At 75.5% G+C, this 15,805-nt stretch carries 11 protein-coding genes and 1 pseudogene; 3 read left to right on the top strand and 9 right to left on the bottom strand.

What is annotated here, in order from left to right:
- Window positions 1-273, top strand: a pseudogene (locus tag D450_RS0114680) (hypothetical protein); the annotation flags it as partial.
- Window positions 274-658: 385 nt separating this feature from the next.
- Here the strand turns inward: D450_RS0114680 and manA are convergent.
- The gene (gene manA, locus D450_RS0114675; RefSeq protein WP_017539420.1) at window positions 659-1,855 is read right to left on the bottom strand and encodes a mannose-6-phosphate isomerase, class I; all 1,197 of its coding nucleotides are present in this window, start codon (window positions 1,853-1,855) and stop codon (window positions 659-661) included.
- A 1,182-nt stretch (window positions 1,856-3,037) separates the two neighbouring features.
- On the opposite strand from manA, the gene D450_RS0114670 reads away from it, so the two are divergent.
- Window positions 3,038-4,414 (top strand): GntP family permease, encoded by a 1,377-nt coding sequence (locus D450_RS0114670; protein ID WP_017539419.1) that lies wholly within the window; start codon window positions 3,038-3,040, stop codon window positions 4,412-4,414.
- Here D450_RS0114670 and D450_RS0114665 read toward each other — a convergent pair.
- Window positions 4,398-5,165: a FadR/GntR family transcriptional regulator gene (locus D450_RS0114665; protein ID WP_017539418.1), complete on the bottom strand. Its 768-nt coding sequence runs from the start codon at window positions 5,163-5,165 to the stop codon at window positions 4,398-4,400. The genes D450_RS0114670 and D450_RS0114665 overlap by 17 nt on opposite strands.
- Before the next feature lie 142 nt (window positions 5,166-5,307).
- Here D450_RS0114665 and D450_RS0114660 point away from each other — a divergent pair, with 142 nt between their 5' ends.
- Entirely contained in the window at window positions 5,308-5,844 is a 537-nt protein-coding gene (locus D450_RS0114660) for a gluconokinase (RefSeq protein ID WP_017539417.1), read from the top strand.
- A gap of 477 nt (window positions 5,845-6,321) precedes the next feature.
- On the opposite strand, the gene D450_RS0114655 is transcribed toward D450_RS0114660, so the two are convergent.
- From D450_RS0114655 to D450_RS33370, 7 genes are all read right to left on the bottom strand, one after another.
- Window positions 6,322-7,074: an IclR family transcriptional regulator gene (locus D450_RS0114655; RefSeq protein ID WP_017539416.1), complete on the bottom strand. Its 753-nt coding sequence runs from the start codon at window positions 7,072-7,074 to the stop codon at window positions 6,322-6,324.
- Window positions 7,075-7,368: 294 nt separating this feature from the next.
- A complete protein-coding gene (locus D450_RS0114650; protein ID WP_017539415.1) occupies window positions 7,369-8,016 on the bottom strand; it encodes a sarcosine oxidase subunit gamma in 648 nt (215 codons plus the stop codon).
- Window positions 8,009-10,996: an FAD-dependent oxidoreductase gene (locus D450_RS35205; protein WP_017539414.1), complete on the bottom strand. Its 2,988-nt coding sequence runs from the start codon at window positions 10,994-10,996 to the stop codon at window positions 8,009-8,011. Before D450_RS35205 ends, D450_RS0114650 begins: the two co-directional genes overlap by 8 nt.
- 324 nt (window positions 10,997-11,320) lie before the next feature.
- Entirely contained in the window at window positions 11,321-11,680 is a 360-nt protein-coding gene (locus tag D450_RS0114640; RefSeq protein WP_017539413.1) for a sarcosine oxidase subunit delta, read from the bottom strand.
- 39 nt (window positions 11,681-11,719) lie between these two features.
- Window positions 11,720-12,973 carry a sarcosine oxidase subunit beta family protein gene (locus D450_RS0114635; RefSeq protein ID WP_017539412.1) on the bottom strand — a complete coding sequence of 418 codons (1,254 nt, stop codon included), beginning with the start codon at window positions 12,971-12,973 and terminating at the stop codon, window positions 11,720-11,722.
- Window positions 12,973-15,468 (bottom strand): GcvT family protein, encoded by a 2,496-nt coding sequence (locus D450_RS0114630; protein WP_017539411.1) that lies wholly within the window; start codon window positions 15,466-15,468, stop codon window positions 12,973-12,975. Before D450_RS0114630 ends, D450_RS0114635 begins: the two co-directional genes overlap by 1 nt.
- A 165-nt stretch (window positions 15,469-15,633) precedes the next feature.
- Window positions 15,634-15,798, bottom strand: a complete 165-nt coding sequence (locus tag D450_RS33370; RefSeq protein ID WP_275041893.1) for a glycine cleavage T C-terminal barrel domain-containing protein — start codon at window positions 15,796-15,798, stop codon at window positions 15,634-15,636.
- Between the last annotated feature and the right edge of the window lie 7 nt (window positions 15,799-15,805).

Genomic DNA, 15,805 nt, shown 5'->3' with positions numbered 1-15,805 from the left:
GGGTGGGGGGCGTCCCTGACCCTGCCGTGGCGGTTCGCCGCCGGGCGCAGAGCGGACGGTGCCGGTGGCGGGAGCGGCACGGACGGCGCCGCCGGGGAGCTGTGCGAACAGCTCGACCTGCTGGAGGCCTCCGTCGACAAGGCGGCCGACCGGCTGCTGGAGACCCGTGCCCGCCGCCAGCGCGACCACACCTCCTACCTGCGCGCCCGGGAGCGGACCGCTCCCTTGGACCCGCCCGGCGGCCGTGGGGGGCGCCGCCCCGAGGACCCGTGACGGTCGCGTCCGCTGGAGCAGTGGAGTTTCCGTCCGACCTGTCCCGCGCCATCCCCACGGCTCTGCATCAGGCCCGAGGCGCCTGCGCAGCCCTGACCGGGGCCCGTCCGCCGAAAAGGCCGCCGACGGCCGCACCGCCCCGGCGGACGCCGTCCCCGTGACGGTCGCGGGCGGCAGCGGCACCGCCGCGGCAGTTCACCCGAACCGTGCTCCGCCGGGCCGCTGCGGCAGCACCCCGGGACTGGGGAGACGGCGCAGGGCGGACCGCATACGAACCCCGAAGAACACGGGGCCCGCCCTGGACCCGAAAACCACCGGCGACCGCGGCAGCGCCCGTGCCCACCCGGGCGCGGGGGCTCCGCGNCCCGCCGATGGCGCCGCGGTGTCAGAACCCGACCGTCGCCGCCACCACGTGGCCGGTGCCCTCGACCTGCACGGCGCCGCTGCTCGCCGGGACGAAGACCGACTGCCCCCGCGTCAGCCGCGTGTGCGCGCCGCACTCCGAGCGCAGCTCCGCCCCGCCGTCCAGGGCCAGCAGGATCGACGGCGCGCCGCCGGGCATCCTGGCCTCGATCGGGCCCGGGCCCAGCACCGCCAGGGAGAACTCGTCCACGCCGGGGCGGTACTCGCTGCGTCCCTCCACCGGAACGGGGCGGGTGTAGGGGATCGGCAGCACCGAGAAGTCGACGACCGCCAGCAGCTCGGGCACGTCGACGTGCTTGGCGGTCAGCCCGGCCCGCAGCACGTTGTCGGAGCTGGCCATGATCTCCACGGCGGTCCCGCGCAGGTAGGCGTGGACGTTCCCGGCCGGCAGGAAGAGCGCCTCCCCCGGGCGCAGGGTGATCCGGTTGAGCAGCAGCGCGGCCACCGCTCCGGGGTCGCCGGGGTAGCGCCGTACCAGGTCCAGGACGGTGGCGTGGTGGCTGCCGCCGCCCCGGTGGGCCCACTCCTCGATGAACTCGGCCAGGCCCTGGTCCAGGTCGCGGCTGTCCAGGGTGAGGATGCGGGTCATGGCCGTGCGCAGCGCGATGTGCGGGTCGGGGGCGGCGAGGTCGGCGCGCAGGCGGCGGGCCAGCTCGCACCGGATGCCCGCCAGGTCCCCGAGCGCCGCGACCGGGTCGCGGAACCCGCACAGCGCCTCGAAGGGCTCCAGGGCCAGCACCAGTTCGGGCTTGTGGAAGGGGTCGCGGTAGTTGCGGTCGGCGGCGTTGACGGGGATGCCCTCGGCCTCTTCGGCGGCGAACCCCGCGCGCGCCCGGGCCTCGTCGGGGTGGGCCTGGAGGGAGAGGGGGGACTCGGCCGCGAGCACCTTGAGCAGGAAGGGCAGGCGCTCGCCGAAGCGCGCGACGGTGTCCTTGCCGAGGACCTCCTTGGGGGCGTCGGCGATGAAGGCGTCGAAGGCCGTCTCCGCGCCGGCGCCTCCGCCGTCTCCGCCGGTGAGCAGGGTGCTGGGGGCCGCGGGATGGGCGCCCATCCACAGCTCGGCTTGGGGGCTGCCGTCGGGCTCGGCGCCGAGCAGCCGGGGTATGGCCTCTTTCGCTCCCCAGGCATAGGGGCGTACCTGGTTGATCAGCCTGTGCATCCGCGCTGCTTCTTCCCGTTCCCGTCGCTTCGTCGCCGCTGGCGGCCCCGCCGCGGTCCCCGCCCCCTCGCCGGGGAGGGGAGCCGATGCCAGTGTCGCGGAGGCGGCCCGACCTGTCTGCACGACAGGCTCTACCTGTGCCGGTGGTGCAGGCCCCACCCACCAGGCGGACACGAAGTTACCGATTGGTTTACCTTCCGCGCCGCACGTTGTCCAGCCCGTGGGCCGCCCCCGGCCCCGCCCGCCCTCGGTGCGGGTCCACACGGTCACGCTGCGGGAACCGAGTGCGACGGGGGCCGGTCCGCCTCCGGTGGGCCGGGGCGTGCGCCTCCGAGCCCTGAGCACGGGCCGCTCCCGACCCGGCGTTCACGAGGAGCCGACCGGTAAGGGCCGACCGGTGAGGAGCGGCAGGCCATCCCCCATGAGGACACCCGCTCCTCGCTACCGGGCGTACCGAACGCCCCAGGAATCGCCGAGGCATCGGACGTGGTGAATCCCCCGTTCTCGGGGCCCCGCCCAGGACCAGGGCCATTGAAGGGGGCGATTGCGTCCGACCTGCTCGGGGCGGCCCGTGCGCCTCTGGGGCGCACGTCCTCCTGTGTCGGGGCCTTGACCTGCCCTCTCCCCGTCGGCGAGCGGCCGGCGGGCAGCGGGCCGATGGCGGTCGTGTCCGCCCGAAGCCGCACCACGCAGGTGGACGCCATCCCGACCGGTGCCTTGCTCGCATCGCACCAGCCGTCCGACCGCCGCCTTCGGCGACACCCCCGTTGATCTCGGGGAAGCCGGGGTAATACCGGCGAGTATTACCCCGACTCCCCCGAGATCAACGGCAAAGAGGGGAGCGGCGGCCCCCTGAAGGACAGCCGTTCTCCAGCGCCGGCCCCCCACCCCGAGCCGCCCTGAGCCGCCCTGAGCCGCCCCGTGCGCCCCCTGCCGGTACGCGCACGGAGGCTCACCGGGGGTCGGTCCCGTGGGGCGCCGGTCACGCAGGGGCGCCGGACCCGGAAACGCCCCGGTCACATTTCCTTACGCCGGTGGTCACACAGCCTCACAAATGGTATTACCATTGGCCGACAGCGCGATCGGGGTCACACCCGGCCCGGCCCGACCCGTCGGCCGAGCGAGGGCACCGGGACCTCCCCCCGACCGCGCCGAGCACCCCTCTCCCGTCCGGAGGACCCTGTGGAAACAACCGCTCCCACGCTCGGCACCGGCCCGCTGCTGCTCATCGCGGCGGCCGCGATCGCCGTCCTGCTGTTCCTGGTCATCAAGGTCCGGCTGCACGCCTTCGTCTCGCTGACCCTGGTCAGCCTGCTCGTCGCACTCGCCACCCGGATCCCCCTCACCGACATCGTCCCCACCATGCTCGACGGCTTCGGCGGAACGCTGGCCAGCGTCGCCATGCTCGTCGGACTGGGCGTGATGATCGGGCGCATGCTGGAGGTCACCGGCGGCGCCGCCGTCCTGGCCCAGGCCCTGATCCGGCTCTTCGGAGAGAAGCGCGCGCCGCTCGCCCTGGGCGTGGCCTCGCTGCTCTTCGGCTTCCCGATCTTCTTCGACGCCGGCCTGATCGTCATGCTGCCGATCGTCTTCAGCGTCGCCCGCCGCCTCGGCGGCTCCGTGCTGCTCTACGCCCTTCCCACGGCCGGCGCCTTCGCCGTGATGCACGCCTTCGTGCCGCCGCACCCGGGCCCGGTCACCGCCAGCGACCAGCTCGGCGCCCACATGGGCGTCACCCTCCTGGTGGGCGCCGTCCTGGCGATCCCCACCTGGTACATCGGCAGCTACCTGTACGCCCTCTACGCCGGCCGCCGCTTCGAGCTGCCGGTGCCCGACGACTTCACCTCCGAGGGCGAGCTCAGGTACGAGCGCCCCCCGCACGTGGCCACCGTCCTGGGCATCCTGCTGCTGCCGATGCTGCTGATCTTCTGCAACACAGGCATCTCCACCCTGGCCACCGCCGGGATCGTGAGCGAGGAGCCGGCCTGGGTGCAGGCGATGCTGCTCATCGGCCAGACCCCGATCGCGCTGCTGATCACCGCCATCGTGGCGATGTTCGCCCTGGGGAGCGGGCGCTACCCCCGCGACCGGGTGGAGCAGATCGTCAACGGCGCACTGGGCCCGGTCTGCTCGATCATCCTCATCACCGGCGCCGGCGGCATGTTCGGCGGGGTGCTGCGCTCCAGCGGCATCGGCGAGGCCCTCGCCTCCAGCCTGGAGTCGACCGGGCTGCCGGTGATCGTGGCGGCCTTCGTGATCGCCACCGCGCTGCGGGTGGCCCAGGGCTCGGCCACGGTCGCGCTCACCACCGCCTCGGCCCTGGTGGCCCCGGCGGTGGCGGCGTCCCCGGGGCTGAGCACGATCGACCTGTCGCTGATCGTCATCGCCATCGCCTGCGGTTCCACCGTGCTCTCCCACGTCAACGACTCCGGGTTCTGGCTGGTGGGCCGGTTCCTGGGGATGGACGTGGCGACGACGCTGCGCACCTGGACCGTGATGGAGACCCTGATCGGCGGGGTGGGCTTCGTCCTCGCCCTGGTCCTCAGCGTGCTGCTGTAGGGCCGCCCGACCCCTGGGCCCCGGGGTCCGTCCCTCCGGGGCCCAGGTCCTGCGAGCCGTCCAGCGCCTCGACGACCTCGTCGACGATGGCGCGCATGGCCGCCTCGGCGACCTGGGGCAGGCCCCCCTCGATCGCCGAGGCCACGTGCCGGTGCAGGCACAGCGCCTCGGGGCGGGGGGTGGGCGGCATCAGGCTGTGCTCGGTGCGCCCGGCCAGCACCTCGGCGACCACCCCGGACAGCCCGGCGAACATGTCGTTGCCGGACAGCTCCAGGATCCGCCGGTGGAACTCGATGTCGAGCTCCAGGAAGGCCTCCAGGTCGCCGCGGCGGCCGGTGTCGGACATCCGCCGCTCCAGCTCCGCCAGCGCGGCCCGCTCCCCGGGGGAGGCGAGCCGGGCGGCGGCGGCCGCGGCCGGGGGCTCGACCGCGGCGCGCAGCCCGTTCAGCGAGCGCAGCTGCTCCAGGCGCCCGGGGCCGGCCAGCCGCCAGCGGATCAGCTGGGGGTCGAACACGCTCCACTCCGAGCGCGGGCGCACCCGCACCCCGGTCCGGGGGCGGCTGACCACCAGGCGCATCGACTCCAGGACCCGGACCGCCTCGCGCGCCACGGTGCGCGAGACGCCGTATTCGCGGACGAGGCCGTCCAGAGTGAAGACGTGGTCGGGGCCGTAGCGGCCGGCCGCGATCGCCGGGCCCAGCTCCGCGAGCACGCGGTTGTGCAGGGTGCGGTGGTCGGACTCGCGGCTCATCGGGCTCCTCGGCTCGCTGGGCCCCGGCGCGCGGGGGCCGGGGGCGCGTCACGGGCGGCGCCCCCTATTGATAACACTATTGAAGTCGGGCGTCCGGGGTCCCGCGGCCGGACGGACGCCATCTCACGGGGAGGGACAGTACATGCACTTCGTCTTCATGGGCGTGTCGGGCAGCGGCAAGAGCACGGTGGCCCTGCGCACCGCCGAGCGGCTCGCGCTGCCCTTCGCCGAGGCCGACGCGTTCCATCCCGAGGCGAACATCGCCAAGATGTCACAGGGCGTCGCGCTCACCGACGCCGACCGCCTCCCCTGGCTGCGCTCGCTGGCCGCGTGGATCGGCGAGCGCGAGGCCGAGGGCCGGGACAGCCTGATGGCGTGCTCGGCGCTGAAGCGCTCCTACCGGGACGTGCTGCGCTCCGGGGCGCCCGACGTGCGCTTCGTGCACCTGGACGGCCCCGTCGAGCTGATCCGCCGGCGCCTGGCCGAGCGGGCGGGCCACTTCATGCCGAGCGGCCTGCTCGACTCCCAGCAGGCCACCCTGGAGCCGCTGCGGGACGACGAGAAGGGGGTCGTGCTCGACATCGCACCGCCGCCGGAGGAGATCACGGAGGAGGCGGTCCGCGCGGTGCGCTCCGCCCTCAGCGGGAACGGGGAGTCGGCGGCGCACGGCGCCGTGTGAGCCTCGGCCGGGCGGGCACGGCGCCCGGCCGGCGCATACGAGAGGGGGACGCCCGTTCGGGCGTCCCCCTCTCGTATGCGCCGTTCCCGGGGAGCCCCGGGGCCCGTGGGCCGGAGGCCCGCACGGGGCTCGCGGAGAACGGGGAGTCCGCGGCGCGGCCGCCGGCCTCGGGAGGGGCGTGGACGCCTTCCCGGACGTGCTGCGCGCCGCCCGGGCCCATCAGGACCGGCGTCCCGGTGGTGGTCGGCGGATCGTTCCCGGCTCTCAGGCACGCCTCTGCGGTGCCGCCCCGGCCTCCGCCGGCGCTGCGCCGGGTCGGCACAGCGGCGCGGTGGGGGCGGGGGCCGTTCGTCCGCCGACGGGCATGCTCCGGGCGCCGCGCCTAGGTCTCGGGCGGTTCCGCGGCGTCGGGGGCGTGCGCGTGACGGGATCGGGGGTCGGGGAACGGGGGCGGTGGGGAGGGGAGCAGGTCCGGGCTCACCCGGCGGGCTCCATGTGGCCCATCCGGGTCGAGATCTCCATTCCGGCCTTGGCGACCGTCTCACCGATCGCGTCGAGTTTGTCCTCCTCCATCCGGTAGGAGGGGCCGGAGGCGCTGATGGCGGCGATCACCTCGCCGGTGAGGCCGCGGATGGGGGCGGCGACGGCGTTCAGCCCGATCTCCAGCTCCTCCACGGCGGTCGCGAACCCGCGGTCGACGATCTCCTCGAACTCGGCGCGCAGGTCCTCCGGGTCGGTCTTGGTCTGCGGGGTCATCTCCTCCAGGCGCCCGCGCAGCACGCGGCGCTGGTCGCTCGCGCGCATGTAGGCCAGCAGCACCTTGCCGCTGGAGGTGGAGTGCAGGGGGTTCTGCCGTCCGATCCAGTTCTGGCTGACCACGGCCGAGGACCCGCGGACCTGGTCAATGTTGACGACCATGTCTCCGCTCGGTATTGCGATGTTGACCGTCTCCCCCAGGTCGGAGGCCAGGTCCTCGCAGACCCGCCGGCTCTGCTGGGTCAGGTCCAGTCCGGCCGCCATGGTGCCGGCCAGCCGGATGATCCCGAAGCCCAGCTGGTACTTGCCGCGAAGCCCGGGCTGCTCCACCAGTCCGCGCCGCTCCAACGCTCCGACCAGTCGGAATGCGGTCGACTTGTGAACGCCCAGTTCCGCGGCGATCTCGGTCACTCCGGCCTCGCGGTGCTGTGCGAGGATCTCCAGCACCGTGATGGCGCGATCCACCGATTGCACGGGTGCACCGTCCTTCCCGGCCGCGGTCCTGGCCGGTTCCGCCTCACCGCCCGACCCCCGCCCGAACCGTGCCGTGTCGGTCGTCGTCTGACTCTTTTCTGCGCGGTGGTCGTTGGAAGCCATGCCCACCACGATAACGTCGTGCCCTCCCACTTCCCCGGACAGGCGCCCTGGCCAGGGCGTCACCCCAGGTCAGACGCTTGTGCACGGGCTTCACACGCCTCCTCTGCCTCCCCACGGCACCAGCGCCCCCCTTTGGTCCCCTCGTCTCCCTTCGACCCCCGTGCCCCCCTTTCACCCCACCGCCCCCGCGCGCTCGCGCCGGACGTCGTCGGCCGCACCGGTGAGGAAGCGGGCCAGGTAGTCGGCGAACGACGCGCGTACGAGGACGCGGAAGGCGGAGGCCTCCCCTTCCGCGCCGGAGCCGGCGGGGGCTCCGGGGCCGACGGGGCCGCCGGTGCGGTGCAGGCCCACGGCCGCCTTGCCGACGACCGTCTGGGCGTAGGAGCCCGGGCCGAACACCCGCGGGTGCAGGTCCATCGGACAGCCGCGGGCCAGCACCTCCCCGGCGTCGGGCCCGCGCAGCTCCAGCACGGTGCGCTGGGCCGACAGGTCGGCCACCGCCGCGCACAGCCGCCCGTACTCGCCGCCGAGCGCGGAGCGCAGCCCCGCGCACAGCCCCCGCCCGGTCGCGTCGGCGTCCACCACCAGGTACCGGCCGGGGCCGCTCCACAGCACGTACGGCGTGCCGCTCCCGGTGGCGCGGCCGGGGCCGGGCAGGGGGCAGCCGAGGAACTGCTCGGCCATCCGCGAGGCGGCCTCGGCCTCGTCGGGGTCCACCCGCAGCTCGGCCTGGGCCAGGAACGACAGCTCGCGCAGGCGCGAGCCCTCCAGGAGGCCCTCGGCCGGACTGCGCCGGCGCGGGACCAGGGGTTCAGCCATCCTTGCGGCTCCCTTCCCTGTCGTAGAAGACCGGGTCGGCGACCCGGACGGGGACGGCGGTGCCGAGGTGCACCGCCTGCAGCACCTCGCCGTGGCGCTCGCGGCCCGATCGGAGCAGTCCGAGGGCGAACGAGCGCCCCAGCGCGGCGCTGTCGTAGGAGGAGGTCACCCATCCCTGCGAGCGCGCGCGGGGCCCGCCCCGGCCCGGCGCCGCCTCGGTCAGCTGCGCCCCCTCGGCCAGGACGAACCCGGGGTCCTCCGGCAGGAGGCCGACGAGCTGGGGCCGGTCCGCCCGGGCCGTGTCCGGCCGGCTCAGGGAGCGCTTGCCGACGAAGTCCTTGGTGCGCGACAGGGCCCAGTCCATGCCGAGGTCCAGTGGGGTGATGCTGCCGTCGGTCTCGTGTCCGACGACGATGAAGCCCTTCTCGGCCCGCAGGACGTGCATGGTCTCGGTGCCGTAGGGCGTGATGCCGTACTCCGCGCCCGCCTCCATGGCGGCCTCCCAGACGGCGAGCCCGTACCAGGAGGGAACGTTGACCTCGAAGGTCAGCTCACCGGTGAAGCTCACGCGCAGCACGCGCGCGCGGACCCCGGCGACCCGCCCCTCCTTGAGGTCCATGAAGCGGAAGCCCTCCCGGGAGACGTCCATGTCCGGGGCCAGGCGCCGCATGACCTCCCGGGAGCGCGGTCCGACCAGGCTCACCACCGCCCAGGCGTCGGTGGCGTTGAAGATGTGCACGCACAGGTCCGGCCACTCGGTCTGGGACCACTCCTCCATGTGGTCGAGGACGGTCTCGGCGTTTCCGGTGGTGGTGCTGACCAGATAGGACCCGTCGGGCAGGCGGGCGATGACGCCGTCGTCGAGGACCATCCCGTCGGCGGTGCACAGCAGCCCGTAGCGGCACCGTCCCGGCTTGAGAGTGGAGAAGGTGCCGGTGTAGAGGCGGTCGAGGAACTCCCCGGCGTCGCGCCCGGCGACGACGACCTTTCCGAGGGTGGAGGCGTCCAGGGCCGCCACCCCGGTCCGCGCGGCGGCGCACTCGCGCAGTACCGCCGCGTGCATGTCCTCGTCCTCCCGGGCGTAGTAGCGCGCGCGGCGCCACTGGCCGACGTCCTCGTAGGCGGCGCCGTGCGCCTCGTGCCAGGCGTGCATGGGGGTGCGTCGCAGCGGGTCGATGAGATCCCCGCGCGCGCGTCCGGCCAGCGCGGTGAAGGGGATGGGGGCGTACGGGGGCCGGGGCGTGGCGCCGCCGACCTCGTCCATGGTGCGCCCGAGCAGGCGCGCGGTGATCCCGGTGACCAGGGCGCCGCAGGTGCGGCCCTGGTCGGGGCCGGTGCCGATGGTGGTGTGGCGCTTGATGAGCTCGATGGAGTCCATCCCGGCCGCGACGGCCGCGCGGATGTCGGACAGGGTCGCGTCGCGCTGGAGGTCCACGAAGACCCGTTCGTGGTCGGTGTCCGGACCGGTGACGCAGAAGAGCGCCATCGGGGGCGCGGTGTCGCCTGCCCGCACGTCCCCGGGCACGCCCACGGCGCCCGCGGCCCCCGCGGACGGCCGTTCCCGCGCCTGTCCTCCGACGGCCTGCAACGGAGCCGCCGGGGGGCCGCCCGCGGCGCCCTCCCCTGCCCGCGCCCCGTGCCCTTGGGCCGATCCGCCGCGTGCGCGCAGGGCGTCGGGCAGGTGCCCCTCCAGGCCGCCTCCTTCCGAAGGGCGGCCCCCCGGCCCGGTCCGCCCGAGCGCCGCCCGCGCCGCGGCCTCGCCCGCCTGGATGCCCTCCTCGACAGCCGTCCCGGGGTCCCGGGTGCCCGCCGCGGCGCCGACGCACACCGTGGTCGGCGGCAGGTCCCCGGGAAGGAAGGCGGCGTGCCGGTCGGACCAGCGCACCCGTCCGCCCGCCTGCACCGCCAGGGGCGTCGCCGGGTCGAACCCGCCGGAGACCGCCAGGAGGTCGCAGGGCACCCGCTCGGCCTCCCCCTGAACGCTTCCGTCCGGGGCGACCGGGGCGAGCAGGACGGCGGCCACGCCGCCCTCGGCGCCGGGTTCGGCGCGCACCGCCGAGGTTCCGGCGCGCACCCCGATCCCCCGGCGCCGCAGGGCCTCACGGGCCGCGGCCCCCGCCTCGGGACGGGCGTCGGCGACGGCCGCGATCCGCGCCCCGGCGTCGTGCAGGGCGGCGGCGGCCCACAGCGCCTCGTCGTGGCACCCGGCGACCACCGGGCGCCCGCCCGGCAGGACCCCGTGGCGGCGGACGTAGGCGGCGGCCGCCCCGGCGAGCATGACGCCGGGCAGGTCGTCGTCCTGGAAGGCGAAGGGGCGCTCGGTGGATCCGGTGGCCAGCACGGTGCGGCGGGCGCGGATGCGCCACAGCAGGTCGGAGCCGCCGCGCCGCTGCAGGGCGATGAGCTCGCCGTGGTCGTGGTGGCCGGTGACGGTGGTGCGCGCCAGCGCCCGCACGTCGGCGGCCCCGGCCAGGGCCTGCCAGGTCGCGGTGATCCACCCGTCGCGCCCGTTGCCGCGGGCGTCGCCGCCGGGGGCGGGCGCCTCGTCGGCGATGACCACCCGCGCGCCCTCCGCACGGGCGGCGTCGGCGGCGGCGAGGCCGGCGGGCCCGGCGCCGACGACCAGGACGTCGCAGTGGGCCCAGCGGGAGTCGCCGCCCCGGGCGGGCGCCTGGTCGGGCAGGCGGGCGTAGCCGGCCAGGCCGGACACGCGCAGCCCCTCGCACGCCTCCACCCGGGGGGCGGGCGCCATCGGCCGGGGGTCGGGGCCCTCGGTGCGGACCTGGGCGCCGGGCTCGCCGGTGCCGATGCCCACGACCCCGCGCGGACGGCCGGTGCGGATCCCCCGGCAGACCGTGCGCACCCCGGCTGCCAGGAGCGCGGCGGCGACGGGCTCCCCGGCCACGGCGGGGACCTCGTGCCCGTCGAACACGATCCGGGTGTCCGGCTCGGGCCCGGTCCCCGTGCGGCGTCCGGTCATCGCCCTCCCCCTTCCAGGGTCGCGGTCTCCAGGGTCGCGGTGCGGCCGGTGGCGGCCGTGGGGACGGCGGGAACGGCGGGAACGGCCGCGCGGTCTTCCGCCGCTCTCCTCCTGTCCCGCACGCTCATCGCCCGCCCCTCTCCCGGGGGACGGAAGGGCGTCTGCGCCGGTCGCGGATGCGCTGGGCCGGGTCGCCTTCTGCGGCGGACGGCTCACGCCTCTTGAGAAGCGCCTCGGCGGGCCCCTCCGCGAGGTCCGGGAATCCGCACCACTCCCGGCGGGCGAAATACACTCGCCCGGCGTCAGGGTCGGCACCCCAGCGGCTCATCGTGCGCCTCCTTCAGCATCAGCAGGGGTCGCCCTGCGCACGCAGTAAGGGGACGCGCACGGCCCCTGGCCAGCGTCGGCGTCCGCGTCCGCTCCGTGGGCGCCCGTGGGGCAGGAGCCGGCGACCGTGTAGTCGACGGTGTCGCGCCGCACGTCGCACCAGGCTCTGCACCCCGAGGCGTGGAACCAGCGCTCGGCGAACGCCCCCGCGGGGTTGTCGCGCAGGAACAGGTACTCGGCCCACGCCCGGTCGTCGAGCGCCGAGGGGTCGGCGGGGTAGGCGATGTGCGCCTGGCCGCCGTACCGGAACTCGCGTTCGTCGCGCGGACCGCACCAGGGGCACGGAATGAGGAGCATCGCGGTCGGCCTCCCTGCGCTGCGGATCGGAGACGGCGGTCAGTGGGCCACTGCGGCGGCCCCGTGCTCGTCCACGAGCGCCCCGGTGGTGAAGCGCTCCAGGCCGAAGGGCTCGGCCAGCGGGTGCGGGCGCCCGTTGGCCACGGTGTCGGCGAAGACCTGGCCCGCGCCCGGCGTGGCCTTGTACCCCCCGGTCCCCCACCCGCAGTTGAGGTAGAGGCCCTCGAACGGCGTGGGCCCGATGACCGGTGAGGCGTCGGGCGAGACGTCGACGGTCCCGGCCCAGGTGCGCAGCGCCTCGGCGTGCGCGAACACCGGGTACAGCTCGACGGCGGCGGCGACCTGGTCCTCCACCGTGCGGAACGAGCCGCGCTGGCCGTAGCCGTTGTAGCCGTCGATGCCCGCCCCCAGCACCAGCTCGCCTTTGGGGGCCTGGCTGACGTAGACGTGCACCGCGTTCGACATGACCACGGTGTCCAGCACCGGCTCCAGCAGCGGGGTGACCAGGGCCTGCAGCGGGTGGCTCTGCAGCGGCAGGCGCAGCCCCAGCGTCTCGGTGAGCACGCTGGTGCGCCCCGCGGCGCACAGCGCGACCGCCCCGGCGCCGATGTCGCCGCGGGTGGTGCGCACGCCCCGCACCTTGTCCCCCGAGCGCAGGAAGCCGGTCACCTCGCACCCCTGCACCAGGTCCACGCCGAGCCGGTCGGCCTCCGCGGCGAAGGCCCAGGCCACCAGGTCGTGGTCGGCGATGCCGGCGCGCGGCTGGTAGGTGGCGCCCAGCACGGGGTGGCGGGTGTGCGGGCCGGTGTCCAGGACGGGGACCAGCTTGGCGACCTCGTCGGGGCCGAGCCATTCGGCGTCGACGCCGTTGAGCCGGTTGGCGTCGACCCGGCGCACCGACTCGCGCACGTCGTGGGTGGAGTGGGCCAGGTTGAGCACCCCGCGCTGGCTGAAGTGCAGGTCGCGTCCGAGCTCGTCCTCCAGGCCCTCCCACAGCCGCAGCGCGTGCTCGTAGATCCCGGCGCTGGCGTCCCACAGGTAGTTGGAGCGGATGATGGCGGTGTTGCGGGCCATGTTGCCGCCGGCCAGCCAGCCGCGCTCCAGCACGGCGACCTCGGTGATGCCGTGCTCGGCGGCCAGGTAGTAGGCGGTGGCCAGGCCGTGGCCGCCGGAGCNTGGCCCGCGGGAGCCGATGACGAGCACGTCGTAGGCGGCCCGCGGCTCGGGCGCGCGCCACAGGCGGCCCGGCCGCGGGTCCGGTCCGCCGGTCAGTGCCGCGGGGAGCGCGGGCATCAGGCCCTCACCCTCTCCATGGCGGGGTCGTACAGGGGCTCGGCCACGGCCTGGGCCGGGATGCGCCGGCCGAAGTAGCCGATCTCCAGGCGGGTGCCGGGGGCGGCGAGCTCGGCGGGCAGCCAGGCGTAGGCGATGCCGTGCCCCAGCGTGTAGCCGAAGGCGGCGCTGGTCACGTACCCCGCGGCGGTCGGCGCGCCGGGCTCGTGCACCGGCTCGGCCCCCATCACGGTGTCCTGCGGGCCGCCGGTGGCCAGGCAGGTCAGGCGCCGGGCCGGGGCGCCGGGGTCCTTGGCCTCGACGGCGGCGCGGCCGACGAAGTCGCCCTTGGTCTTCAGGCGGAGCGCGAAGCCCACGCCGGCCTCGTAGGGGTCGTGCTCGTCGGTCATGTCGGCGCCGAAGGCGCGGTAGCCCTTCTCCAGGCGCAGCGCGTCGAAGGCGCCCCGCCCGGCGGCGGCCAGGCCGTGTCCCCGCCCGGCCCGCCAGAGCGCGTCCCACAGCCGCAGGCCCAGGTCCGGGGTGGTGTACAGCTCCCAGCCGAGTTCGCCGACGTAGGACACCCGCATCGCCGTGACCGGCACCTCGGCGATGTGCATGCGGGCGCAGTGGAAGTAGCGCAGCCCGTCGTTGGAGAGGTCGTGGTCGGCCAGGGGCTGGACCACCTCCCGGGCGAGCGGCCCCCACACCCCGATGCAGGTGGTCTCGGAGGTGAGGTCGCGGACGCTCACCCCGGCGGGGGCGTTCCGGGCGAGGCGGGCCAGGTCGAGGCGGCTGTTGACCCCGAGCTGGAAGAGGTCCTCCTCGATGCGGGCGACGGTGATGTCGCCGAGGAGGTGCCCGCGCCCGTCCAGCATCAGGCAGTAGCTCACGGCGCCGGGGTCGCGGTGGGCGCGGCAGGTGGTCACCCGGTCCAGGTAGTCGGCGGCGCCGGGCCCGGCGACCTCCAGGCGCATCAGGGACGACATGTCGTAGAGCGCGACGCGTTCGCGGGTGGCGCGCGCTTCGGCGGCGATCGCGGGCGACCAGTAGCGCGCGGCCCACGGGCCCGGCCGGGGCGCGTCCTCGGCCCCGTCGAGCGCGGTGTTGGCCTCGTAGTAGTAGGGGCGCTCCCAGCCGCCGGCCTCCAGGAAGAAGGCGCCCAGCTCCTGCTCGCGCCGGTGGAACGGGGCGACGCGCAGCGGCCTGGGGTGCTCCATCGGCTGCTGCGGGTGGAGGGCGTCGTAGACCTCGACGAAGTTCTGGCAGCCCCGCTCCCGGATGTAGGAGGGGGCCAGGTGGTGCCGCTGGAAGCGGTTGACGTCGCAGGCGTGCAGGTCGAACGTGGAGGCTCCCTCGGCGATGAGCTCGGCGGCCGCGCGGGCCACGCCGGCCGAGTGGGTGATCCACACCGCCTCGGCCGACCACAGCCCCGCCGTCCCGGCGAACTCCCCGATCAGCGGCATGGTGTCCGGGGTGAAGGAGAACAGGCCGTTGAACCCCTCATCCACCTTGGTGTCGGACAGGGCGGGCAGCAGCCCGAGGGTGTCGCTCCAGGCCGGGGCGAAGTCCTCGGGGGTGAAGGGGTGCATGGACGGCATCGGCAGGTGCCCGGTGGTGGCGGGGGTGCCGATGGCGTCGGGGGCGACCGGCATCGGCCGGTGCCCGTAGTAGCCGACCCCGACCCGGTCGCCGCGCTCGCGGTAGTACAGGTCGCGCTCCTGGAAGCGGAGGATGGGGTGGGGCGCGGCGTCGCCGCCGCCGTTGCCGGCCAGCGCGGCGGTCGGCCCGGTCCAGCCGAACTGGTGGGCCAGCGGGGTGAGCGGCAGCACCTCGCCGGCCATGGCCGCCACCCGTGGGCCCCACATGCCGGCGCACAGCACCACGGCGTCGGCGGGCAGCCGCCCCTGGTCGGTGTGGACGGCCGCCACCCGGCGGCCCGAGGGCGCGCCGTCGCCACGGGTCTCGATCCCGGTGACCTCGTGCCGGGGCAGGAAGCGGGCGCCGCGCCCGACCGCGGCCTCGGCCTGGGCCCGGGCCGCGCCGAGGGCGTCGGCCAGGCCGTCGTCGGGGGTGAACAGGCCGCCCAGCACCCGGTCGGCCTCGACCAGCGGGTGGGCGCGGGCGCATTCCTGCGGGCCGACGACCTCGGCGCGCAGCCCCCAGGAGCGCGCCCAGCCGCAGCGGCGGTGCAGCTCGTCGAGGCGTTCGGGGGCGGCGGCCAGCTCCAGGCCGCCGACCGGGGAGAAGCAGGGGCGCCCGCCGGCGCGCAGCCGCCGGTACTTCTCGGCGGTGTAGCGCGCGAAGTCGGTCATGGCCTTGGCGGCGTTGGTCTGGAAGACCAGGCCGGGGGCGTGCGAGGTCGACCCTCCGGTGCGGTACAGGTCGCCCTGGTCGACGACGGTGACGTCGGTGCACCCGCGGGCGGTGAGCTCGTCGGCCAGCGCGCAGCCGACGATCCCGGCGCCGATGACGACGATCCTGGGAACGGTTCGCTGGGTGTCAGGGAGAGCGGGCATGGCGGCCTGCCTTCGCCATCGGTGTTCTCGTGTGCACTCGCTACGGTGTTCCTGTCCGCGCAACCATGTGCGGTCTACGCAACAGAGTCGATCGGCCGGACCGCGGTGTCAAGAGGGCGGGCGCCGGGGGCGCCGACGGGGCGGCGCCCCCGGGCGGGCCCGCCGTCAGGACGTCGCGGCCAGCCGCCTCAGGTCCTGCTTGGGCAGCATCTTCTTGGGGTCGACGAAGGGCTTGTCCACGACCACGGCGGGGACCTGGCCGCCCGGCCGGTGCACCGCCAGCTCGGTCCCCAGGGACGCCAGTCCGATCGGCACCATGGCGAAGCCGATGTTGCGG

It is taken from the genome of Nocardiopsis halophila DSM 44494 (genome assembly GCF_000341245.1).
Taxonomy (GTDB): Bacteria; Actinomycetota; Actinomycetes; order Streptosporangiales; family Streptosporangiaceae; genus Nocardiopsis_A; species Nocardiopsis_A halophila.
Note: the sequence above shows the minus strand (reverse complement) of the source record. Positions and strands in the feature narration are given on the sequence as shown.